The organism is Haemophilus sp. THUN1692, from assembly GCF_059704395.1.
This window is the reverse complement of record NZ_AP046579.1, coordinates 508,529-530,651: the sequence shown is the minus strand read 5'-3', so window position 1 is coordinate 530,651 and position 22,123 is coordinate 508,529. Positions and strand designations below refer to the sequence as shown.

The 22,123-nt window shown below is 35.1% G+C and carries 22 protein-coding genes and 1 pseudogene; 3 read left to right on the top strand and 20 right to left on the bottom strand.

Annotated elements, in window-relative coordinates; all coding sequences use genetic code 11:
• Positions 1-8: 8 nt before the first annotated feature.
• Both ftnA (AC6H0A_RS02345) and ftnA (AC6H0A_RS02340) read right to left on the bottom strand, forming a co-directional pair.
• The gene (gene ftnA / locus AC6H0A_RS02345; protein WP_005640337.1) at positions 9-506 is read right to left on the bottom strand and encodes a non-heme ferritin; all 498 of its coding nucleotides are present in this window, start codon (positions 504-506) and stop codon (positions 9-11) included.
• Between the two features lie 17 nt (positions 507-523).
• Entirely contained in the window at positions 524-1,009 is a 486-nt protein-coding gene (gene ftnA, locus AC6H0A_RS02340) for a non-heme ferritin (protein WP_005634630.1), read from the bottom strand.
• Positions 1,010-1,674: 665 nt separating this feature from the next.
• On the opposite strand from ftnA (AC6H0A_RS02340), the gene AC6H0A_RS02335 reads away from it, so the two are divergent.
• Both AC6H0A_RS02335 and AC6H0A_RS02330 read left to right on the top strand, forming a co-directional pair.
• Positions 1,675-2,007, top strand: a complete 333-nt coding sequence (locus AC6H0A_RS02335; RefSeq protein WP_044231926.1) for a hypothetical protein — start codon at positions 1,675-1,677, stop codon at positions 2,005-2,007.
• 227 nt (positions 2,008-2,234) lie between these two features.
• On the top strand, positions 2,235-2,429 hold the full coding sequence (locus AC6H0A_RS02330; RefSeq protein ID WP_044231924.1) for a hypothetical protein: 195 nt from the start codon (positions 2,235-2,237) through the stop codon (positions 2,427-2,429).
• A gap of 108 nt (positions 2,430-2,537) precedes the next feature.
• Here the strand turns inward: AC6H0A_RS02330 and AC6H0A_RS02325 are convergent, their stop codons facing one another.
• The 8 genes from AC6H0A_RS02325 to AC6H0A_RS02290 are packed head-to-tail and all read right to left on the bottom strand — an operon-like array spanning position 2,538 to position 8,766.
• Complete coding sequence (locus tag AC6H0A_RS02325; protein ID WP_497512359.1) at positions 2,538-3,650, bottom strand: type II secretion system protein GspD; 1,113 nt, start codon at positions 3,648-3,650, stop codon at positions 2,538-2,540.
• Between the two features lie 19 nt (positions 3,651-3,669).
• Positions 3,670-4,713: a zonular occludens toxin family protein gene (locus AC6H0A_RS02320; protein WP_497512357.1), complete on the bottom strand. Its 1,044-nt coding sequence runs from the start codon at positions 4,711-4,713 to the stop codon at positions 3,670-3,672.
• An 8-nt stretch (positions 4,714-4,721) separates the two neighbouring features.
• A complete protein-coding gene (locus AC6H0A_RS02315) occupies positions 4,722-5,015 on the bottom strand; it encodes a DUF2523 family protein (RefSeq protein ID WP_005639346.1) in 294 nt (97 codons plus the stop codon).
• A gap of 9 nt (positions 5,016-5,024) precedes the next feature.
• Positions 5,025-6,761 carry a hypothetical protein gene (locus AC6H0A_RS02310; RefSeq protein ID WP_257008547.1) on the bottom strand — a complete coding sequence of 579 codons (1,737 nt, stop codon included), beginning with the start codon at positions 6,759-6,761 and terminating at the stop codon, positions 5,025-5,027.
• Positions 6,715-6,945 carry a hypothetical protein gene (locus AC6H0A_RS02305; protein WP_102704450.1) on the bottom strand — a complete coding sequence of 77 codons (231 nt, stop codon included), beginning with the start codon at positions 6,943-6,945 and terminating at the stop codon, positions 6,715-6,717. The genes AC6H0A_RS02310 and AC6H0A_RS02305 overlap by 47 nt, the downstream gene beginning before the upstream one ends.
• Positions 6,946-6,979: 34 nt before the next feature.
• On the bottom strand, positions 6,980-7,246 hold the full coding sequence (locus AC6H0A_RS02300) for a hypothetical protein (protein ID WP_005639342.1): 267 nt from the start codon (positions 7,244-7,246) through the stop codon (positions 6,980-6,982).
• Positions 7,243-7,572 (bottom strand): DNA-binding protein, encoded by a 330-nt coding sequence (locus AC6H0A_RS02295; protein ID WP_005639340.1) that lies wholly within the window; start codon positions 7,570-7,572, stop codon positions 7,243-7,245. The genes AC6H0A_RS02300 and AC6H0A_RS02295 overlap by 4 nt, the downstream gene beginning before the upstream one ends.
• Positions 7,573-7,611: 39 nt before the next feature.
• Positions 7,612-8,766 carry a phage/plasmid replication protein, II/X family gene (locus tag AC6H0A_RS02290; protein WP_005639338.1) on the bottom strand — a complete coding sequence of 385 codons (1,155 nt, stop codon included), beginning with the start codon at positions 8,764-8,766 and terminating at the stop codon, positions 7,612-7,614.
• A gap of 141 nt (positions 8,767-8,907) precedes the next feature.
• Between AC6H0A_RS02290 and AC6H0A_RS02285 the strand changes: the two genes are divergently transcribed.
• Positions 8,908-9,135: a hypothetical protein gene (locus AC6H0A_RS02285; RefSeq protein WP_044231919.1), complete on the top strand. Its 228-nt coding sequence runs from the start codon at positions 8,908-8,910 to the stop codon at positions 9,133-9,135.
• A gap of 254 nt (positions 9,136-9,389) precedes the next feature.
• Here the strand turns inward: AC6H0A_RS02285 and AC6H0A_RS02280 are convergent, their stop codons facing one another.
• From AC6H0A_RS02280 to mukF, 10 genes and pseudogenes are all read right to left on the bottom strand, one after another.
• Complete coding sequence (locus AC6H0A_RS02280) at positions 9,390-9,599, bottom strand: antitoxin VbhA family protein (protein WP_044231918.1); 210 nt, start codon at positions 9,597-9,599, stop codon at positions 9,390-9,392.
• Positions 9,600-9,639: 40 nt separating this feature from the next.
• Complete coding sequence (locus AC6H0A_RS02275) at positions 9,640-9,969, bottom strand: hypothetical protein (protein ID WP_497512355.1); 330 nt, start codon at positions 9,967-9,969, stop codon at positions 9,640-9,642.
• A gap of 4 nt (positions 9,970-9,973) precedes the next feature.
• Positions 9,974-10,267, bottom strand: a complete 294-nt coding sequence (locus AC6H0A_RS02270; protein WP_005639336.1) for a hypothetical protein — start codon at positions 10,265-10,267, stop codon at positions 9,974-9,976.
• A 417-nt stretch (positions 10,268-10,684) separates the two neighbouring features.
• Positions 10,685-12,106, bottom strand: coding sequence for an exodeoxyribonuclease I (gene sbcB / locus AC6H0A_RS02265; RefSeq protein ID WP_497512353.1), 1,422 nt, complete (start codon positions 12,104-12,106; stop codon positions 10,685-10,687).
• A gap of 12 nt (positions 12,107-12,118) precedes the next feature.
• Positions 12,119-12,994, bottom strand: coding sequence for a DMT family transporter (locus AC6H0A_RS02260; protein ID WP_044231912.1), 876 nt, complete (start codon positions 12,992-12,994; stop codon positions 12,119-12,121).
• Positions 12,995-13,304: 310 nt separating this feature from the next.
• A pseudogene (locus AC6H0A_RS02255) lies at positions 13,305-14,161 on the bottom strand (HaeIII family restriction endonuclease); the annotation flags it as partial.
• Between the two features lie 2 nt (positions 14,162-14,163).
• On the bottom strand, positions 14,164-15,156 hold the full coding sequence (locus tag AC6H0A_RS02250; protein WP_070047055.1) for a DNA cytosine methyltransferase: 993 nt from the start codon (positions 15,154-15,156) through the stop codon (positions 14,164-14,166).
• Between the two features lie 80 nt (positions 15,157-15,236).
• Positions 15,237-19,769: a chromosome partition protein MukB gene (mukB, locus tag AC6H0A_RS02245; protein ID WP_005641928.1), complete on the bottom strand. Its 4,533-nt coding sequence runs from the start codon at positions 19,767-19,769 to the stop codon at positions 15,237-15,239.
• Positions 19,769-20,503 (bottom strand): chromosome partition protein MukE, encoded by a 735-nt coding sequence (mukE, locus tag AC6H0A_RS02240; RefSeq protein ID WP_005641926.1) that lies wholly within the window; start codon positions 20,501-20,503, stop codon positions 19,769-19,771. Before mukE ends, mukB begins: the two co-directional genes overlap by 1 nt.
• Positions 20,504-20,651: 148 nt before the next feature.
• Complete coding sequence (gene mukF / locus AC6H0A_RS02235; protein ID WP_005641923.1) at positions 20,652-21,986, bottom strand: chromosome partition protein MukF; 1,335 nt, start codon at positions 21,984-21,986, stop codon at positions 20,652-20,654.
• Positions 21,987-22,123: the final 137 nt, after the last annotated feature.

Here is a 22,123-nt window from a genome sequence, read left to right as displayed (position 1 = left end):
CTCTTAGACTAAGCTTCAGTAGCAAGATTACCTAAATCTTTATCAACTAAGAATAAACCTTTACTATCTTCGCCAAGAAGATTCAATTTATCCAAGATACCACTGAATAATTTTTCTTCTTCATGCTGTTCTGCTACATACCATTGTAGGAAATTAAATGCAGAGTAGTCTTTTTCTTCAAAAGTTTTACCTACTAATTCATTGATTTTACTAGTAATCAATTTCTCATGTTCATAAGTAATTTCAATCACTTCTTTTAATGATTTATATTCGTGTGATGGAGCTTCAATTGCAGAAATTAGAGCAACTGATCCTGTCTCATTTAAATAAGTGAATAATTTACGCATGTGTTGCATTTCTTCAGCAGCATGAGCTGATAAAAATTTTGCAGCACCTTCAAAACCTTTTTGCTCGCACCAAGCACTCATTTGTAGATATAAATTAGAAGAATAAAATTCCAAATTCATTTGGTTGTTTAATAATTTTACTACATTTGCTGATAACATTTTATTTCTCCTATCTATTATAAAGTTGCTAACTCACGATCAATAAAGAACAATGCTTTACCGTCTTCGCCAACAAGGTTAAATCTGTCAATAATTCCACTAAATAATTTTTCTTCTTCGTGCTGTTCTGCTACGTACCATTGTAAGAAGTTAAAAGTAGAGTAGTCTTTATTTTCAAAAGTAACTTCAACTAATTCATTGATTTTGGACGTTACTAATTTTTCATGTTCTAAAGTTGTTTCAAATACTTCTCTTAATGAAGAATAATCGTGTTTAGGTGCATCGATTTTTCCTAGAAGCGGCATACCGCTAGTTTCACTTACATAATTGAACAATTTTTGCATATGTTCTAATTCTTCATCTGCATGGCGAAGTAAAAATGCTGCTGCACCTTCATAGCCATGAATTGAGCACCATGCACTCATTTGTAAATATACATTAGAAGAGTAGAACTCTAAATTTATTTGGTCATTCAGCTTGTTTGTGATGATTTGATTAAGCATAACTAATTCCTTTTCATTTGATTGATAAAGTGCAATAAAACTTGACTTGCAATTCTCATTTTAAGCTCACAAATGAGAATTGCAAGTTTTTTATTAAAATAAAACTCATATAACCAATTAATTTTAAAAAGAAAAATTAAAAACAATTATTCTCATTTGAGTAATCTTGTTACATAAAATAATTACAATGTCACAATTAAAACTAAAGATATTAAATCTACTAGCAAATCTTCTATCAATTTATTCAGATTTCACCTAGCGCAATCCAAATCCAGAATTAAATATTATTGCTTTAACATTTTTAATGGAGAAGAAGCAGAGTATCCCTTTTTGATCGCCTCACAAAAGTTACTTTTACACTCAGGTGATTTAACATAATATACATTATGCGAAATTAGTTATCGGGTTAGCGAAAACTACGGGCTAAATAAATCACATAGTTATGCACAAGTCACAGGTACTAGCAAAACAAGACAAAATAAGGCTGGATAACACGTTGTAACGTGCTATTTTATCGTTTTATTGAATGGTTAGGTTAAAATGTCAATGAAATGTAAAGATTATCTATGTTCAAGGCTGAGCTTGTAACTTGATAGAAAAACCTACATTTATATATAATTCCAACTTAGTTAGATAGAAAGGAGTCAGCATGACTGATAATAAAAATGAAATTATTATGCCCATTCTGTTTTACAGAGTCAGAAAGAGGTATTAAGGTTTGCAGAGGTTGCCAAGCTACCGTTAAGTATGGTGAAAGTTTAATGCCTTATTTCATCATCTCATTAATTATCAGCGTTATAGGTGCTTATTTCACCTTACGTTTCTTGGGTGAACATATTTTTACGTCTATACAAAATCTAAGTGGATCTGCAGGCTTTAGCCTTTTTGGCATTCTTGCATTTATTCTGTTTATTTTATCTATGTACATTTTGCTTATTTATGTCAGAAGCCCTGATGCAAGAAAAAAAGTGATGTTCTATAGAAAAATGCCTAAATAAAATATGTATTCGAGCGTTTCGCATTAAGTCCTGTAAGTAGTTAACTATCGCTTTGTTATTTACAGGGGCGAATTTAATGTGGTGATTTTTTGAAGAATAGCACGCGCAAGATGTTCATTTTTTCAAATCAATATCGCTGATACCGGCGCTGCAGCCGCTGCGCCTACCGTCAGGGGAAAATGCACAGCATTTCCCCCCAACACCCCCACCCTAACGGTGCTATAACAATGAATGCTGCTATAACCACTGAAATACTTAAAAAAACAGATTGCCAACTAAACTCTTCTCAATTAAAGCAATGTTCCGCAAATACTTCATATAGTAGATTATCTTTATCTGATAGGATTCAGAAAACTAAGCTTTCAAAATTGCCTGTTATTGATGAATGGGAGCAGTTAATACCTATTTTTGAAGAAATATAATGACTCTTGTCTAGCTAGTTCTTCAAGTAAAACATAATAAAGTAAAAGCCACAAAGCGCAGGAGTATAACTCCTTTACCCTTTGTGGCTTTTACTTTATGAAATTCAATTAAATCATTTTAACTTGCAATAAAATTACAATGTCTGTCTTAGTGTTTGATTTAGATTTTCCCGTCAAGAAGCCTTTCGGCAAGAATGAAAAACCTGTTTCACCCTCCGTTAATTTGTTTTCAGCCAGTCCGCCTAAAACCACAATATCACCACTTTTAAGCGTAACATCAGTAACAATATCGCGTTTAATCAGTGTTGGCGATTGATTTACGCCCGTATCCGTCTTCACAAAATTAGAAAGTTGTTGATTGATTTTTAAGTCTATCGCATTACTTTTAATCGTTGGTTGTATATCAAAGATCACACCAGAAGAACGATATTCAATCGATTGAATAGGTCTGCCGTCCTGATAGGTAACATTTGATAAAACAGGCACATCAGAACCTACTGAAAAATTCCCCTTTGAACCTGATTTTACACGCAACGTTGGGCTACTAACGACTTGAAAGCGTTCATCAGTGCGAAATAACTCAATCATTGCATCCAAATTCCCTGCATTAACCGTAATAAAATTTTCATAGTTTTGTTTGTAACCAATGTTGATACCCAGTTTTCCCGATAGCAATTTTGCCAATAAATTAATTCCGCTTCCTTCTTTGGCAATGTCCTGCACTTCAAAAACATAACCCGTTACAACGACTTCACGGCTTGGCGTATCAACCGATTTTAAAACTGATTTAATTCTTGCAATATCTTCCGCTGTTCCATAATAAACGAGCTTATCACCACTTGCCGAGACTTGCCCCTCTCCTTGTAAAAACTGCGCAAGATATTCTGTATCACGATGAACAGGATTATAAACAAAACTGTGTTTGATAATTTTTGGCGGTTTTGGCTCAATATGCGCAAGGTAAACTACGCCATTTTTCTCATAGGTTTTGATATTCATATTTTCAAAATAGCGTGTAATAAACTGATTAAAATCTTGGTCTTCCTTGGTATGAAAGCTGATTAACCGTGTATCTGCTGCTAATTTTGGATCAAGCATATAAGGCTTTTCTAAAACTTCATCATAGATCATTCCTACCGCTTTCGGTAACGGTACGGCTTCAAGCTTAAAATCAACATTTTTTGCCTGCGCCACACCAAACAAAAAACAGGAAAAAAACATAAAATGTTACGTTGTAATTTCATTGTTTTACTCCAGAATAATAATTAACCCGTTGATTATCAATAATGCCTTCCAACATTCGCCCCGTAAAATTAAAGTTAGAACGTGGTTCTAACCGTAAATTACCTTGGTTATCAGCCAAAATCACAAAGGCTTTTCCTGATTTTTGTAACTCCCCTGTTATGCGCCATTGCGTTGATAACGGTAAAGTTACTTGAAGTTGTGGCTGATTATTTAATGGAATCGCTTCAATTTCCTTATTTTCGCTTAATGTCTGTTCAACTTTTGGCGTATCCTGTTCAGGTGGCGTAAAAAAGCTAATGAGCTTATATAACGAAAACCCGACAATCAATACGGCAAACACGGCAAAATATTTAATACTGGATTTATTCAGCGCGTTTTGCCGTTTATCTGTGACTAATTCCCATCCATTATCGGTTTCATAGCTTTTATAAAGCGGAAAAATAGCCTTATCATACTTTTCTTGATAACTTGCCGTCTTTGCGGTTTTCCAACATTTATTACCCGAAAACACATCAACCCGATAACGACTTTTTAACCCTGCGGCAACCAATTTTGTCATTTTGAATGTCGTTTCAATTCGCTCCACAAGCTCTCTTTGTAAATTGGTTAAATCCTGATTCAATATGACAAAATCACAAGAAATGCCGTTACTATCCGTAAAATGTCGGTGTTCTGATAAAAATGAAAAGTGGTTATCATTGATTTTTTCTTTCTTTGGAAAAAATCGCCACGCTTCATCAATAATGATTAAATCTCCTGCTTTACAAAAGGTTTCCATATTATTATCTATTGCGTTCTTGTAAGGGTAAAAATCCACACCTAAGCATAAATCATTATCGACAACAACCAATTCACCTAAGTTATCAGGCGATAATTTTTTATCTTTTGATAAACAATATTCTTCTATTAATTGTTTGTTTAATCCGTAAATATTTGAAACAACCCGACGGCCCGAAGCAATGGCAGGAATGATGACCGATTTCACCACTTCATAAGATTTTCCGTGACCGAGTAAACCCACATAAGCCGAAATAGCCATAATGCCCCCTAGCCAATAATCGGTAAACGGCGAATAATAAAACGCGCCAACATAGCAGAAATAACCAATGTTATTCCTGTTGGAATTTGCAATATTGATAGAAAATACCAAATAGAATCAGGTAAACCACTAAATAACGCATTTAAATTTGGTATCTCTTTTGGCAAAAATAACTCAATCACCACGGGAATAAATTCCGTTGTAATAAAGAAAAGTGAGAAAAAAACAAAAAATTTTGCAACAATACCTTTAAAAGCAAACCCAAGAAAACCACTAAATAAACGTAAAATTAAGCTACCCATTGTTATTCCTTATGCACTCAATAAAATTCTTAATGCGACAATTCCCCAAATAAGCAGCATCAAGGAAGTAATCACGGCTTTATTTTGCTCTACATATTGGCAATGCTTATCTAATCGAACATCAATATTTAAATAATCAATATGCCCTTCCCACGTTGGACACTGCACAGCACGATCGGCTAAATGAAAATTCTTGAGCTGCGGAAAAAACTGATTAAATGGCTCTAAAATTTGCATTGCGGTAGGTGCTTCAAGTTCAGGATATTCAGGCTCCCCTTCAGCGTCATCGTCATCCTTATCAGGTCGTATATTAGGTGATGGATTAGGTAATGGTTTAGGAGAGGACATTGGAAAATCTATTTGATTTCCTTTACCTGCTTTAGTAAAAAGATCTGCATAAGTAGGAGTAATGCCAAGCTTATTTAAAACCTGTTGTACTTCAGCTGCTGTAATTGGATATGATGAGGCAAATGGAATGCCTGAATAATCAGGTTGCATCGCTGCTGACATTAATAATGCGTTATATAACTGTGCCAATTGTGTCGCTGTTAAAGGAGTAGTATAGAGATTTAAATCTAATTCACTAATTGAACCTAATTCTTTTTCTTTTAATGCCGTTGATGTATCACCAGTAAAATCATTATTAATTTCAATTGTAATAGATTTTGAATCTGTTCTTGTAAACTCCTCATAATCTGATGGCTTAGGTTGATTGAAAGAATAAATAGTGTTCGTTCCTGTGTTTCCTTCTAAAACAGGATTAAAATTTGAAGATAAAGATTTATAAGTCCATGTATTACGTACATCTGCGTAAATGGTATTCCCAATTACTTTATGTCTTAGATATTTATTTTCTACAATTGTTTGAGATTCTAGATAACTATATTTACTACCTTCAATGCTTATCTCTGTATATTTATCCTCACTTTTAACACTATAATCTTCTTGAACACCATATTCTGATAATAGCGAAATTGAATTTGATTGAGCATATTCCCCTGTTTTTAACTCGTAATAATATTTATAGTGATTATCTAATATATCGGATTTATGTATATCATCTTTACCCTCTGAAATCTGTACCTTATCTTTAGAATACTGATAAATTACAGGGGATTTGGAACTAGGCATGGCCTTTACAATTTTTGTTTCTCCATTAACATTTATTGCATAACGCCCATCTGATAAAAGAACAGCAGTGGGTTCAAAAGTGACCCCTATTTTACTATTGCTTTCTACGTTTAAATCACTAAGAGTAATCACCCCAGATGTTAAAGCCAAAGCAACCCAAGAAATATCTTTTGCATGACGCAATGTTGATGTAGCACTTATCGCAAATGTTGAATCATTTGCTGCAACAGTGCCTAATGCTCGATAAGTTTGTGCAGCGCGCATGCCTATTGCTGCCTCATTTGCTGCTAAAAAAGCAGCATCATTTGCGGCAGCTTCGCCCGCAATCGATACAGCTGCTCGTCTTGCTATAACACGTTCAAAAACTTGAGTAATAACTCGAGCAGCAAGTGCGGGATTCGCATACACCTGATAAGGGAAATACAAAATATTAAGAATCAAACTTAAAATAATTAATCGTTTAATCCAATTACCACAACCCAACCGCATATTACACCCAGTAGAAAATAAGCTAAATCCCATAACATACGAAATCCAAAGAAAAAAGGGGATATCAATCCCCTTATTATTATTTTCCAAATAGCCCCAAAATAAAGCGAATGCCCATTTTTGCAATACGTGGCCCAATTAATACACCGCCTGCTGCGATAATTCCAGCAATCACCGTTGAAAAATCAACTTGATTAAGCATACCAGAAACATCGATTTGTACTTTTTGTGCCGATTCACTACCAGCAAAAGCGCCAACGGAAGATCCCAAAGCTACAGCAGCAATGAGATATTTTTTTAAATCTGACATAAGAAACTCCTTATATTGAGTTAAAATGATGTGCTTATTTAAAAATTGCTATCACTGCCCCTACAGATTTAGCGATTAAGTAAAAAATAAGCACAATACCAAATGAAAAGCCAAAACTATCAGTATGATGAATAAAATCACCAACTGAAAAGCCTTGATTTTCATTTCCTGAAAGTGCCACGGATTGAAGTTTTACTGCCTCTATCTTTGGCACTTTCAAAATCACATCATTACAACCATCTCCACCGAAATTCATATAAGGGTGACAAAACTTAGTTGTAATTTCTATTTCATCGCTCATTGTTTTAATTCTTCAATAAGCGAACTTTCATCAAAATTATAAGTAATACCTTTACGACCATTTTCCATAGCCCATTCACGAGGATAAACAAGCACCATTACCGTCTTATCCTTTAAGCGATTAATCGTATTTCTTAACGCATCATTCATAGAGCGATCATCAATCTTAATTTCTTGAATTGATGTGTTATAACCGCCATAACCATCAGGCTCTTGTAATTGAACCCCCATGTTATGACGATCTTTTACTTCTCCAGTCTCTCGATTAGTAAAAGATGAAGATTTATACCCTTTTAAAATACCTACAATATAAAATCCGGTACGCATAATTAATTTCTCCTAATTGATGATGAAAAAACTTATTTATTAAACAACAAAACGTAACTGAGGAGCGTTGCTTGGAAATTGATAAAAATCAGGGGCTTTAAATGGTCTTACAATGATATTTTCACAAGATATAACTCGAACAGCCTGAAATTTCTCAATATCACATGGAGTTGCAATATCAATTCCGATTTTTCTAAGATTTGCTCGATGACGCTTGAATGTTGCGGAAGACAAATTACTCAAATCTTCACCTGAAGACCAACGCATAGCATAAAAAGCTGATGTGTTAGCTTTTCTTAAAGAATCAACAACTCCATTTGATACTAATTGCTCTGCTATGGTTTCTAATTTAATTTCGCTAACATTTAATTTTTTATACATATCAATAAATCCTTGATGTACTGTTTCTAGCTTAGAAAAATCACTGATACCCCAATAACATAAATTTTCACGCTGTAAATATCTTGATTTTAATTTCTGCTCAAAACGTACTACGCCATTTTCTTTACAATATTCATAAACATTTTTGTAATATCTAAACTCTTGTGATTCTTCACCAAATTTACGCTTAATCTTGTCATAAGAATGAACTTGCATTTCTTCGTGTTTTATATAACAACTTGGATAAATTAAATTGGCATTTCCTTTTTCACTAAGCCAATCCATGGTGCAACCATTTGTATGAAGTCTGCCAATAGAATTTCTATAACGCATCTGTGATAAGGCTTTTAGAAATGTACGCTCATTACCCTTACCAACAGCTTTATTAGTAGTAATATCTAAACGTTTAATGATTGCGCCATTAGAAAATTTTGAGACCTTAGAACCATCTTCTCCTTGGCGATAAAAAATTTCAGTGCAGCGAGTAAAGATTGGTAATTTAAGAGAGGAAAGAATTGAATTAAAACAGGAAACGCAGCTATCTACAGTATCAAAACCAAAAACATTTTCTACTCGTCCCCATCTACTTGGATTGCCAGCCATACGAATAACTGAACCTGAAATTTTTAAACTTACTTCGTCGCAATAACTGCCCTTATGATGATAGGTCCCAGTCTTAATACCACTTTGCATTTCCCCAGTATCTAAATGAATTCCCACTAAACCAAAATCAAAAATAGAAAGTAAGACTTCATTAGGAATATCAATTCCAAAGTCTTGTTCTATTTCTAACCAGTCAATAAAGAAATTCATTACACACGCTCACAATATCACAAGTGATAATAAAATAAATCAAAAATCATTTGTGAGCAAGTGAAATGTATCACAATGAAAAAAATATTTTTGTGAGCTATGATATAGAATCACAGATGCATTATTTGAGTGAATAAAAGTATGAATAAACGAAAAAATCTAGGTGTTCCTGCCGAAACACATATGAGAATTGAAAGAGTGGCAGTTGAGATCACAGCTAAAACGGGTAAAGTGACTAAATGGACTGACGTTGTTAACTTTATGATAGAAAACTATCTTAATGAAGCAAAGCTAGATATGATAGGAAAACTTGCCCCAAATTCTAAAGAAGCTTTTATTTCAAAGGCCATATATAGAGAAAAAGAATAAATATAAAAAAGTATCAAGTTTGATACCAAAGTTCGGGTGTTACAGAACTCCCGAACTTTTTTGTGCGTTTTGTAACCACCAGAGGTTTTATACAGAAACAAAAAAGCAAGGTTGAAACCTTGCTTTTTTGTATATTAAGTAGCACTTATGGCAGCTTACGCCCGATTAAAGTTCGCATTAAGGCAGCGAAGCACCACTTTAAGTAAGCACTTTCGGTAGCTAATCACCTAAATTAAGTAAGCATTTTACGGCAGCTAATCGCCTAAATTTTTGTTCAGGTAATCTCCTAAACCAAGCCTATTGTAAAGTTCTATCTTAAATTCTTCAATAGTTAAATCTCCCTCAATCCATTTCTCTGAAAGTTCAATAAAGTTTTCAGGCGGCTTATGTCCAGCCAAACGATTATTATCCAGAGCAAACTGTACTGATTTTCGTCTACTTATCTTTTCTTCTTCACTAATCATTTGATTTCCAAAGCTGCCTTATCCAGCCATTCAGCATACATCAGTAAAACACCATCAAGTTCTTTAATGCCTTGATTATAATCATATTCATATATTCATATATCCAATTTTCATTAGAATTAATCTCTCTAATATCTATGAATTTATGTTTTAATTCAGATACTTTTTTCATGTCCAATTGAATATCTTCTTTAGTGAATGGAATGTCTAAATTTTCTGAAAAATCATCATAATTCAATGATAATTGAAACAAGGTATTCCATCCACTCTTTGCAATAGATACCAATCTATGTTTTTCTCTCGTTAAGTAATCTACTCCGCTATCATAGATAGCAACGATAGGGTCATAAAAATCTTCACTACTACTCATAAATTTATCTTATTTTTCGTCTATAAAATTGCCTTGGTGCCATAGGGCTAAAAGCCTTAATAAATTCATCTTTATCTATTGGTACGGTGGAATTCTTTAACTCTTTTAAAAATGCGGCCAAATGTTCGCAAAGGTCAAAACGCGCTTGAGTTTCTTCGGGCGTATAAAATCGTTTTGTATCAAATCTGATCTCTATCGTATCTAACGTGCAATAAACCCTATAATCATCAGCCTTTAGTAACCTAACAGCGTTTAGAAAGTGTATAGGCGTTATATCTTTCAATGTAATATTTGCCATAAACCTAATAACTTGAATTTCGCATAATAGCGGATTATGTGTAAATTCTTGCGCGGTGCTGCGCCATTATACCGCGCTTCAAATTGTAACATAATCCGAAAATCATTATGCGAAATTAGTTATCGGGTTAGCGAAAACTACGGGCTAAATAAATCACATAGTTATACACAAGTCACAGGTACTAGTAAAACAAGACAAAATAAGGCTAGATAGCACGTTGTAACGCGATACTTTATCGTTTTATTGAATGGTTTAGTTGAAATATAAAGACAACGTAAAGGTAAAGTAAGCTAAATCTATGTGATTACGCTCGTAAAATCTGGATAATTTTAGGGATAATTTTCCCCAGAAAAAAACAACAAAAAAGCACGTTTTATTAAAACGTGCTATTCTAAAAAAAATGTGACAACGTATCAGTTAACCTAGTAGTTTTATACCATATTCATATACTTGTTGTAGCAAAGATAGTTTTTCAGGATTATCTGAATGTTCCTCTGCTAAACGTTGCAAACTTGATTCAAAATCTACCGCACTTTTTTCAAGTTTATTCTGTCGGTATTTTTGCCATTTAATTTGTTCAGCGCGTGTGAGGGTTTTATAAAAATGACGAGCACGATAATGGAACAATAATTCAGGGATACGTTTATCTTCAAAAGCTAAACCGTGTTCAGCTAATTTTTCTGCAGGTAGACTACGTAAAATAGACATATTGTTTTTATCAGCATTGCTGAAAAAGCCATTGTATAGCTCAGTTTCTACATTATCATTCGATTCAAATTGACGTTCTTCATTAAAAATATCCGCCACTTTTTCACGAATATCAAAAGATGCCCGTAATTTTGCAAGATTATCCAAGCATAATTGTCGATTAATACCCAAGCGATTTGCTGTTTCTGGTAACAAGGTTTTGGCTGGCGCTAAAATAGGACATTTATTGATATGCACAAGCTTTAATGGAACAGATGAAACTCCCCTTTCTTCTAATTCTGATTTTTTGGTATATAAATCTGTCCGCAATTCATCCGCACTTTTGGCTAATAAATTATCGATATTGCCAGTTAAATCACACACAATTAATGCGTTTTGATTTGTCGGATGCCAAGCTAAAGGGGCAACCCAAGTGCAATTTCCACGATAATTCCCTAACATTCCAGAAACATGGACTAAAGGCGCCATTGCGCCTGTATCAACCAATTTTTCGATTTCTTTTTTACCTCGGTTTTCAAAGAAATATTGGAATAATTTAGGCTGTTTTTCTTTAATTAGTTTCGCCATAGCAATAGTTGCATATACATCCGCCATTGCATCGTGAGCATTTTCATGCGCAATACCATTTGCTTTAGTGAGTTTTTCTAAGCGGAAACTTGGCATTCCATCATCGTCATAAGCCCAATTAATCCCTTCTGGACGCAAGGCATAACAAGCTCGCACTAAATCTAACAAATCCCAGCGTGAATTCCCGTTTTTCCAGCTGTATTCGTAAGGATCAATAAAATTACGATAAAACGTATAACGCGTCATTTCATCATCGTAGCGAATATTGTTATAGCCCATGACACAAGTATTGGGTTGGGAAAATTCTGCTAAGATATTTGCGGCGAATTCAGGCTCAGAAAGCCCCTTTTCATTACATTCTTGTGGTGTAATTCCTGTTACCATTACCGCTTCAGGAGCAGGTAAATAATCGTTGGTTTGTTTACAATAAAACATTATTGGTTCACCAATGATATTAAAATCAGCATCTGTACGAATACCCGCAAATTGTGCAGGACGATCTGTTGCTGGATTTACACCAAAACTTTCATAATCGTAAATAAAAAAGCTGAAATCTTTTGCCATGGGCACTCTCTTTTACGCGATAATTTTATCTAAATAATATAGGCAGAAAATGGCTGATAAACTAAAAATAATACCTAGCCAATTTAGCTTACTGATTTTTTCTTTAAAAGCTAACGCGCCAGTTATTGTACCTAAACAAATCACGCCAATGTTCATTCCCGCAAAAACAAGCGTCGGATTTCCAGCAAAACTTTGATGTGCCTTTATATAGAATAAAATATTAAAGAAATTAAATACACCTAAAACGATGCCACCAATTACACTTGATGATGTCCATTGGGCACGTTTTAAGAATAAATAGATAAAGATAACACAAGCTGCAAGCGAGAAAGAAATAAACAATGTTGCAGGGAATGCGCCGCCGCTTTTCGCCACTTGTTTGAATAAAATATCAATGATGCCGTAACCAAACCAGACGCCGATTAATCCTAAAACACCTTTAAAATTAACCGCACTTTGCCCTTGAGTTGGCTTAGTTAATACACAAAATAAACCAATAAAGGCTAATACAACACCAATGATTTTAGATTGGCTTAGTGTTTCATGAAAAATTAAAAATGCCGATAAAATAGGAAGAAACAACGAAAGACGTTGTGCTGCATCTGAACGTACAATTCCAGCAAACTCTACCGCTTTTGACATAATAATAAATACGCTAGGTAGCAATAAGCCCAGAGCTAAAAAAATAGGTGAATTTTCGCTTTGTACGATGTAATCAGTAAATTCTAAGCCTTTAAAATCAGGTTTAAGTAAGAAATAACTGAAAGTGATGGCTGTGATGTAGTTGAATGCAATAGCTTGTTCAATAATGATATTTTTTTTACGGGCTATTTTAAGCAAAACTGAAACAGCTACGCTACAAAGAATGGCAAGAATAAGATTGTGCATTTATTAATCCTTAATAGCTTGTTTAATTAAACTCATAATGTATTCAAGATATTGGGGACTTTTAACGGTAATTTCATAATCTCCATTCCCCAGTGACCAGTATTTGATACATTTTTATTGTTTCTGCTGCGACAACAGCTCTTTTTTTGATGTGAAAATTTTCATTATTATTCCTAACTAGTAAGTTAATTCCCTTTCCATTTTTACATATCATTCTTCCCAAGGAAGCTTCCAAACAAATAATTGTGGCAGGAGCACCAATAAGTTTTATATCAAATTTCAAGCTTGGTTCAATAATAGTAGAAGCATTATGTATTCTAAAACTAAATTGCCATCCTTTATCTAAATATAATTCAACCGTATTTTTACTATTTGGCTTAAAATCTATATTAATGACTCTAGTTGATAAATTAGCTATAGGTATAAAAATATTTGCCTTTCTTTTTTAGAGGGTTTATTTAGTGTTCCTCGCAAGTTAAATGATTGAATAAATGTTAGTTTCTTATTATCTTGGCTTATGATTTTATAGAAATCAAAATACCCTAGTAAATATTCAACCATTTTCTGTGGGACAATAGAATCATATTTATGATACTTTTCTTTAATTTCCGCTATAAATGATTTTAGTATTGGATAATAAATATCATCTTCTTTATTAGATAACTCTCTCCATTTTATTTTGTTTCTTTTATAAATTTCTAATTTCTCAAAAATAGGGAGTATATTATCCCAATAATTTTGAGAAGAAGGTAATTGGAACCATTTTTCTGAAAAGTCAATTTTATGTGATAAACGACTATGTTTCACAGCAAAATGATTATGTTTTAAACTTAAACCAATTTCCCAATTAATATTTTCTCTTTGAATTAAAATATCTCTAACATCGCCTAATTCACCTTTATTATCAGCTTGTATTTTTAAGTTTAATATACCATCACCATCTTCTATTATTGGCTCTAAGTTTGTTATAAGATTGATACCAGCAATTGCACTTTTTGTATATTTTTCTTTTTCAAGATCAGATAATGTATTCCAAGATTTCTCAACTACATAATAGCTAGAATTCTTTTCTATATTTATATTCTGATTTTGAGTTGCAATTCGTCCTAATTCAGTTATAAATGCAAACTCATATGCTCTGCCATTATCATTACTTTTATTTGACATATTTAATTACCTTTACAAATTTCCAATGCGGATTTTATTGTTTTAGCTATTTCATATGCTAAATTTACAGGCACTGCGTTACCGATCATTTTATAACCATCATTCAAACTTTCGTAATGAAAAATAAAATCATCAGGGAACCCTTGCACTCTTGCACATTCTCTAACAGTTAGTCTGCGATATAAATGTTCTTTTCCTTCAACAAATTTATTTAAATTTTTACTAACTTTTAACATTACAGGAGCTTGGGGGTGTAATTGACATTGCCGTCCAGATGCTTGAACTGTAAATGCTGGTTCATTCCATTGTCTAACACGATTTCGGCTCATAAAAATTGTTGAATATGATCCTATAAAATATTCGTGATTAGGATAAATACATTTATTACCATTTGTTTTATTTTTATCTAAAGCTGGAATTGAATTATCTTTTAAATCCCAAATAACATCCTTAAATGTTGGCTTTATCAAATGTGGAATGGGTGGAATATAATTAATATTTAGCTCTTTTCTAAAACCAATATAAAAAACACGTTTTCTATCTTGAGCTACGCCATAATCATTCGCATTAAGCAAAACAATATGAACATCATATCCAGCATTATCAAATTCTTGGATAAATTCTTGAACTGCCTTATTATGACGCTGAGCCATCATTCCTTTGACATTTTCGGCAAGGAAAAATATTGGTTTTTTTTCTTTTAAAATCCGAATATATTCATAAAACAATTTTCCCCTAGGATCATCAATTCCTCTAAGAGATCCACCCTCACTCCAAGATTGACAAGGCGGTCCCCCAATAATTCCATCACACTTAGGAAATTCATCTGAAGAAATTTTAGATATATCGCCTTTAATTAATTTAGCTGAATGATTACTTTCATATGTTTTCCATATTGATTTATCATATTCATTTGCGCAAATAATACGAAATCCTGCTTTTTGGAAGCCAAGATCTAATCCCCCTGCACCTGAAAAAAGACTAATTAAATTCATAAAAATTTCTAAAACAAAATTGATTTATAATAAGCGCGGTCAAAAATCTTAAAATTTTAACCGCACTTCCCTTCTATTTTTTATTCTGTCGCACCGAATCCGCGTAAACCAACAACATGTACATGCTCTTGGTTGCCTGCGATTTTACGCACGAGTTTATAGGTTGTACCTTTTTCTGGGCTAATGTTCTCTGGCGCAGCGATAAGTAACTGCATATCCAAACGTTCGCAAAGTTCGAATAAGGTAGAAATAGATTTACCGTCTAAACGCGCTGCTTCATCTAAGAACAACAAGCGACAAGGCACAATATCTTTACCACGAATTCGACGGCTTTCTTCTTCCCAACTTTGAACAACCATTAAGAGAATTGACATACCTGTACCGATAGCTTCACCAGTAGAAAGTGCACCACTTTCTGCACGTAACCAACCATCTGCGCCACGGAATACTTCTACTTCAAGTTCAAGATAATTACGGTAATCTAACAATTCTTCACCAATTGTTTGTGCTGTGCGTTGCCCCATATCAATATGTGGATTGATGCGTTGATAGAGCTTCGCCATAGCTTCAGAGAAGGTGATGCGATTATCGTTGAATAAATCTTGATATTCATCTTGCTGACCAGAAAGCGCATCTAACAACATGGCATGGGTATCACGAATATTCACTACTAAACGGACAGATTTCACCTGACCGAACGCAATGTTTTGTAAGCCTTGGTTGAGCATACGAATACGATTTTGTTCACGCTGAATCGTTTTACGCATAATATTTGCAACACTTTCAGAACTGATTGCCAATTTTTTCTCACGGCCAGTTAATTCAGCTGTTAAACGAGAAAGCTCAATTTCCATTTGTTCAATGGCATCAATTGGATCATCCGTTTTAATAATATCTTGGCGAATACGTTCACGTAGATGCTGATACACCGCAATAAAGAACCGCACTTTATTTTCAGGTTTGCGACTATCTTCAGACACTCTTAGGCTATCACGTAGATATTCATTATCCGCCACTGCTGTACGCAACGCACCTAATGCTTTATCCGACATTGAACGTAACTCATCTGCAGATAAATAAGCGAGCTCTCGACGATTGAGGCGTTTTTCCATATCGGAATTGCGTGATAAACGTAAAACCACACACCAACTCACTTTCGCTGCTACAACTAATTCACGTTGAGTTTTATAATCACGTTCGGTTTTACGAATAAGGCGATTTAAGTTGTCCGCTTCGCTTTCAATTAATGTCAGTTGTTTTTCTACATAAGAACGACGCTGACGGCTCGTTGAAAGTTGTTGATGTAATTCATCACGACGGATACGGGCTCGTTCTTCAGCACCGTCATCAGCTCTCACGCCAAGATCGCTAATTTCACCAATCAATTCATTTAAAAGCTGATATTTACTATCGTAAGAACTTTGTAATTGAATCAATACGCGATTATATTCTGCAAATTGGCTTTGTTTTTGACGAACTTGCTCACGTTGCGTATCTCGCTGTACCTGCATTTGTTCTAAACGTTGGCGAAGTTTTTCGTTGAGTTCAGAAGTTTCAGCCTGCCCAGCATCTTCATAACCAAAATGCGGTTTACGTTGTACAACATCAGCTAAAGCAAATACACGTTGTTGAACTTGTTTTTGACGCTCAATCGCTTGAGTTAATTCATTTTTTAAGCCTTCGTAATTTTCTGGATCACTTTGTAAACTATTTGCAATCGGCTCTAATTGTGACAACGTTACACCATATTGACGAATAAAATATTCATCTTGCTTTGCAATATCTAATTGCTCACGACATTCTTCAATACGATCAATTAAATCCTCATCAGCTAATACATTTAGTTGTGGAATCAACTTGTTGAGTAATTGCAGTTTTTCTTTTGCATTATCTAATTGAATGCGTAATTGTTGTTCGCCGCTATTAAATAGGTTTAATTCACGATCAATTTCATTGCGTTCGCGATTAATTTCAGACATTAACTCTTCTGGATTTGGCTGGAACGCAAGCGCCAAATGCAACCCAACAAATTGGCTGAAATGTTCGTGTAAACGTTGGCATTTTTGTACATCAAACGCAATTTGGGCATGTTGTTCTGCCAGTTCATCACGTTCAATTTGTAATTCTTCTAAACGTTTTTCACGTGCTGCACGCCCAAATAACGGGATTTCAGGGAATCTTGAATAGCGTAATTCACGATCTGAAACTTGCACTACAACACCTAGCTCAAGTTCTTGTGCGGATAATACGCTGTCATCAAATGCGGTAGGATCACCCTCAATTAAATACAAATCGTCCAGGCAATCTTCTAATTGCGCAAGTTGTTCACGCACTGCATTGAGATCACGCACAACAATAGCATGACGCGCAGGCCCGTAAAGTGCGGAGAAATAAGGCGCATCTTCAATGGTAACATCATCATAAAGCTCTGAAAGCAACACCCCACCAAAACGTTCTGCCAACATATTTAAACGAGGATCTTCTGAACCATCTGGCTGACTTAAACGAGAAATTTGTTCATCTAATTGCAAACGTTTTTGTTCAAGTTGATCACGTTGCATCGTGAGTTCACGTTCTTTCACAAGTTGTGATTGCATAAAATTCATCACATCTTGACTATGTTCAAACGTCTCGCCACTTTGTTGCTCTAAACGTTCTAATGCAGCTTGAGCTGTCAGCCATGCTGGCGCTTTACGCGCATTTTCATCATAAAGTGCGGTTAAATTTTCACGCTTTTGACGAAGCGTAGAACGATTTTCCACTTGTTCTGAAAGTTCAGCAGAAATATCTTCAATTAACGCTTCTTGCTCTGCGTGATAGTCCTCTAATTCTTCAGCCGTTTGTAAACTTAAATTGGCACGTTGATTAAAATCATTAAGTAATTTGACTGCACTTTGTTGTTGTGCGTAACGTTGCTCAAGTTCATGTAATTTTGTGCGAAGTTGTGGCGTTTGTTGTGCCTGCAATTTTTGGCTTGGATATTCACGTAATAATTCTTTGGCACTTTCCCACGCCGCAGAACGAGGCATTTCCCCCGCAATTTTGCATACTAATTGGTACGCTTTATCAAACTGAGATTTTGCTACTTCAGAAATAGACATTTTGTGCTCAAGCTCAAGTACGGTTTCCGTTAAACTTTCAGCATGTGCTTCAAATTCTGCGTGATAATCTTCTACATTTTTAACACTTAAATCCGCTAAACCGCATAATGTTTTCGCTTTTTCAAGAGCTGCAATGGCTTGTTGATATTGAAGTGCGCGAGTTTGTTGGGCATCTAATGCTTGTTGATAGTCTGCTAATTGGGCACGCACCGCATCAATTTCAATTTCAGTTTGCTCAAATTGGGCTTGGCTTTCTTCTAATGTATCATTCGCATCTTCAACCACCAGTTTTTGTTCTTCTAAACGCTCTGTGAGTTCTGCAATATCTTCTTGATAACGCGTAATTTTTTCTTGGTGACGCAAAGCGTTTAACACCAAGTTAAGATGATCAACCGCACTTTGATGATCAACTTCTAAAGTACGTTCACTTTCTGCTAATTCAGCCGCTTCTCTACTTAAATCAACTAAACGATGTTGAGATAAATTCTGCTCTGCTTTTGCTTTATACCACTCACGACGAGATTCTAATGCAGCCTCAATATTGCCACGGCGTTCATTTGCATTACGCATATAGTCCGAAGCAACATAGTTGGTTGTTTCAGTAATTAAATGTTTGAATAAATCGCGATCTGATTGCGTGACCTTAATCGCTTCTAAAGTCATACGGTTTTCACGCAATGCACTTTCCATATCTTGGAAAGCTTTGCGCACACCTAAATTTTCTGGCAATAAATAGTCACGTAAAGAACGTGTGATTGCACTGGAAATACCACCGTATAAAGACGCTTCAATAAGTTTATAGAATTTGCTTCGGTCTGATGCTGAACGTAAACGTTTTGGAATAATACCTAAATCGAACATCATGCCGTGATAATCAGTGATGGAATGATATTGTTTAAATTGCGCACCGATATTTTCAATTTTATCTTTGAGTTCGTTTAAATTAAGGACGCGTGCTTGACGTTCGCCCACAGTTTCAATGAAAAGTGCGGTCGGATTTTGAGATAATTCAACACCTTGAATTGAAAACGTTTTTAAATCAACTTTTTTATCACGACCCGCAATTTGTTGCAGACGCACACCAACAAGAATACGTTGATGACATGAGTTAATGGTATCTAATACCGCGTAACAAACACCTGGACGCAATTTACCATGTAAACCTTTATCGCGAGAACCACCTGTAGAACCAGCCTCTGTTGTATTACGGAAATGTAAAAGGGTCAAATCAGGAATTAATGCTGTCACAAATCCAGCCATTGTGGTTGATTTCCCCGCACCGTTACCACCAGAAAGCGTGGTAACTAATTCATCTAAATCGAAAGTACGCGCAAAAAAACCATTCCAGTTAATTAAGGTTAAAGAACGGAATTTACCACGCTCTACACCATTGTTTGCCATCATGCTAAAAGGCATAGGTGCGTCAACGATTTCTTCGACGTTTTCATTTTCCATAATGACTTCATCGCTCTCTAATTCGATTTCATTTTCTAATTCAAAAACATCAGACATTATTCTTGTTCTCCGTCAAATTCTTCGTCAATTTCATCCGCACTTTCCGTATCACTTTCCATTAATTGCGCTTGTTTTTCCAACGCTAAGGATTCTGGTGTTGCCGCTTCCCCATCACGAATGAGTCGAGCTTGTGCCTCTAATGGATCATCTCCGCTACGTACTTCCGCACCAAAACGAAATACAGATTCAGAAATCGTAAATTTCCCACTATTTTGTTCGCCAACGGTTTGAATCATACCTAAACGACGTAAACGACCAATTGCAGCCCGCACTTTTTCTGCCAATTTTTGTTTATCTAAATCGGAACCACTTGAACGCTGATTAGCTGCTTTTAATAATTTTCCTTCATCAGCAAGATTTAATAATTCATCATACACTTCTTGCGTGCTAAAAATACCTTGTTGGGCTAAACGTTCTGGGCTTAAATAAAGATAACAAAGCACTTTACCAACAAGCATTTCCAACTCAGAAAGTACTGAACGCGCAATTAATGTCGTTGCTTTCGGACGAAGATAGAAGAATCCTTCTGGAGCACGAATTAGTTCCACGTTATAGCGGCGATAAAATCCGTCTAATTCATTTTGGAAATCCATTAAAAATGCGTGATTATCTAAGTGCTCCGTGCTGATATGGCGACCTGAGCGCAATAGACTATCCACCTCTGGAAATATTGGATTTGCAATCGCCACAGCGAGTTTTGGGGAAATTACATCTTGAAGGTTGTCTGTCATAGGTTATTTCTCTATTAAAACTTTATTCAGTTACTTTCTTCGTTAATCATTATTGCCAAATCTCCCCTAGTCCTTCTTTGCTAAAAAGGGTTTGGGCATATTTAACAGAAGTAATTCCGTCGAAATTAGCTTTTAAATTATCTTAAAATCAATACTTATCAATCACATGCGCTTGCACTTCTGAGCCACGTTTATTAATTGCTTGCCAATCTGGATAAATACCCGATAAATCATCATTCGCCATACCAAGGCGCACAGCTTGATCAACAATGATTCGAGCCACATCAAAATGACGAGAAAGTGGATAATTTTCCAGTTGTTCTTTTAACACTAAACTCAAATCAATCGGACGGTTATTTTCACGATAAGCAATCAGTAAGCCTTGCATATGCTCTACAATTTGATCGTGTAAATCAGAAAGGGATTCGTATTGCAATTCTTCTGGTAATTCACCTAAAGCATCATCTTCACGCAACACCATTTCTTCATCGCGCAGATCAACTAAACGCTCAGCTTGCGCTGTCCATAAGAACCAAGGATGATCAAAATAATGATGAATAGAATTACGTAAACGTTGTGAAAACACGCGATTTTTATCCATATCAATGGCGGTACGGATAAATTTATGCACGTGACGGTCATAACCAATCCATAAATCGATAGCTTGTTGTCCCCAGCTAATAATACGGTCAAGTTTGGATTGTAAATCGGTAATTAATTGTTCAATAAAATACAGCTCATCGTGACCAATTACACAATCTTGAATACGTAATAATTGAGCCTGTAACTTATCACCTGCGGCATTTAAAGTATCTTGTAACTCACGTAAATTGCCTGAGGTTTCATCTAATAAACGTTCACAGCTAGAAATTGCCGCCTGCCAATCTTTGGTAAGTAAATTGGCAATTTCTTCTTTAATGCTTTGTTGATTTTCATCCATCACGCGTTGTGATAAATCAATACTATCGAAAATCTCTGCCACCGAATATTTTAACGGAGCGAAAACATTTCTGCGCCAAAAGTGTTCATTTTCCCCTTTTGCAGCACCTTCTTCTGCAGCATCGGATGCTCGCTGAATTTCATCGGCCACAATAGAAAGTTGTACGGAAAGACGCAACGCGGAAAATTCACGTTGACGAATATAATAATCTGATACGCCAACACCTAATGGAGTGAGACGATAAATGGAAAGGCCTTCAGTAAATTCGCTACTAAAACGGTTTAACAAACGTTGTTTCACTAATTCATTAATTGCATTATTCGCTCGTGTTGCAATGGCATCCATGGATTGCTCAAAAGCATTCATCGTGTGGCGGAAAATATCCACAAGATCGGCTTCTAACATTTCGCCGTCTAAACGTTCGTTGTTATAAATTGCAATCGCTAGCAGGAAAACCAAGCGTTCGGTAGGTAAATTCAAAGAAAACTCGCGATCTTTTGCCCAAGAGACGAGTTCAGGAATAGTTTGGGATGTTTCAATCATTGAATTGCAAAGCGTTAAAATTGAACAAAAAATTGGAAAGATTATACAGGATTTTTTACGGATCTTAAAAATCTTCTTTTGAATTGACCGCACTTTTCCTATTTTTCACGTATAATGTGCGTCTTTCATGAATAACT

Bases quoted from the DNA above. Each gene is read 5' to 3' on its own strand.
- AC6H0A_RS02270 (WP_005639336.1), bottom strand. From the start codon at position 10,267: ATGGCAAATATTACATTGAAAGATATAACGCCTATACACTTTCTAAAC.
- AC6H0A_RS02305 (WP_102704450.1), bottom strand. From the start codon at position 6,945: ATGTCAGATTTAAAAAAATATCTCATTGCTGCTGTAGCTTTGGGATCT.
- AC6H0A_RS02275 (WP_497512355.1), bottom strand. From the start codon at position 9,969: ATGAGTAGTAGTGAAGATTTTTATGACCCTATCGTTGCTATCTATGAT.
- AC6H0A_RS02330 (WP_044231924.1), top strand. From the start codon at position 2,235: ATGAATGCTGCTATAACCACTGAAATACTTAAAAAAACAGATTGCCAA.
- sbcB (WP_497512353.1), bottom strand. From the start codon at position 12,106: ATGGCAAAAGATTTCAGCTTTTTTATTTACGATTATGAAAGTTTTGGT.
- AC6H0A_RS02300 (WP_005639342.1), bottom strand. From the start codon at position 7,246: ATGAGCGATGAAATAGAAATTACAACTAAGTTTTGTCACCCTTATATG.
- mukF (WP_005641923.1), bottom strand. From the start codon at position 21,986: ATGATTGAAACATCCCAAACTATTCCTGAACTCGTCTCTTGGGCAAAA.
- mukB (WP_005641928.1), bottom strand. From the start codon at position 19,769: ATGTCTGATGTTTTTGAATTAGAAAATGAAATCGAATTAGAGAGCGAT.
- AC6H0A_RS02260 (WP_044231912.1), bottom strand. From the start codon at position 12,994: ATGCACAATCTTATTCTTGCCATTCTTTGTAGCGTAGCTGTTTCAGTT.
- ftnA (WP_005634630.1), bottom strand. From the start codon at position 1,009: ATGCTTAATCAAATCATCACAAACAAGCTGAATGACCAAATAAATTTA.
- mukE (WP_005641926.1), bottom strand. From the start codon at position 20,503: ATGACAGACAACCTTCAAGATGTAATTTCCCCAAAACTCGCTGTGGCG.
- AC6H0A_RS02315 (WP_005639346.1), bottom strand. From the start codon at position 5,015: ATGGGTAGCTTAATTTTACGTTTATTTAGTGGTTTTCTTGGGTTTGCT.
- AC6H0A_RS02295 (WP_005639340.1), bottom strand. From the start codon at position 7,572: ATGCGTACCGGATTTTATATTGTAGGTATTTTAAAAGGGTATAAATCT.
- AC6H0A_RS02325 (WP_497512359.1), bottom strand. From the start codon at position 3,650: ATGTTTTTTTCCTGTTTTTTGTTTGGTGTGGCGCAGGCAAAAAATGTT.
- AC6H0A_RS02250 (WP_070047055.1), bottom strand. From the start codon at position 15,156: ATGAATTTAATTAGTCTTTTTTCAGGTGCAGGGGGATTAGATCTTGGC.
- ftnA (WP_005640337.1), bottom strand. From the start codon at position 506: ATGTTATCAGCAAATGTAGTAAAATTATTAAACAACCAAATGAATTTG.
- AC6H0A_RS02290 (WP_005639338.1), bottom strand. From the start codon at position 8,766: ATGAATTTCTTTATTGACTGGTTAGAAATAGAACAAGACTTTGGAATT.
- AC6H0A_RS02285 (WP_044231919.1), top strand. From the start codon at position 8,908: ATGAATAAACGAAAAAATCTAGGTGTTCCTGCCGAAACACATATGAGA.
- AC6H0A_RS02335 (WP_044231926.1), top strand. From the start codon at position 1,675: ATGAAATTATTATGCCCATTCTGTTTTACAGAGTCAGAAAGAGGTATT.
- AC6H0A_RS02320 (WP_497512357.1), bottom strand. From the start codon at position 4,713: ATGGCTATTTCGGCTTATGTGGGTTTACTCGGTCACGGAAAATCTTAT.
- AC6H0A_RS02280 (WP_044231918.1), bottom strand. From the start codon at position 9,599: ATGATTAGTGAAGAAGAAAAGATAAGTAGACGAAAATCAGTACAGTTT.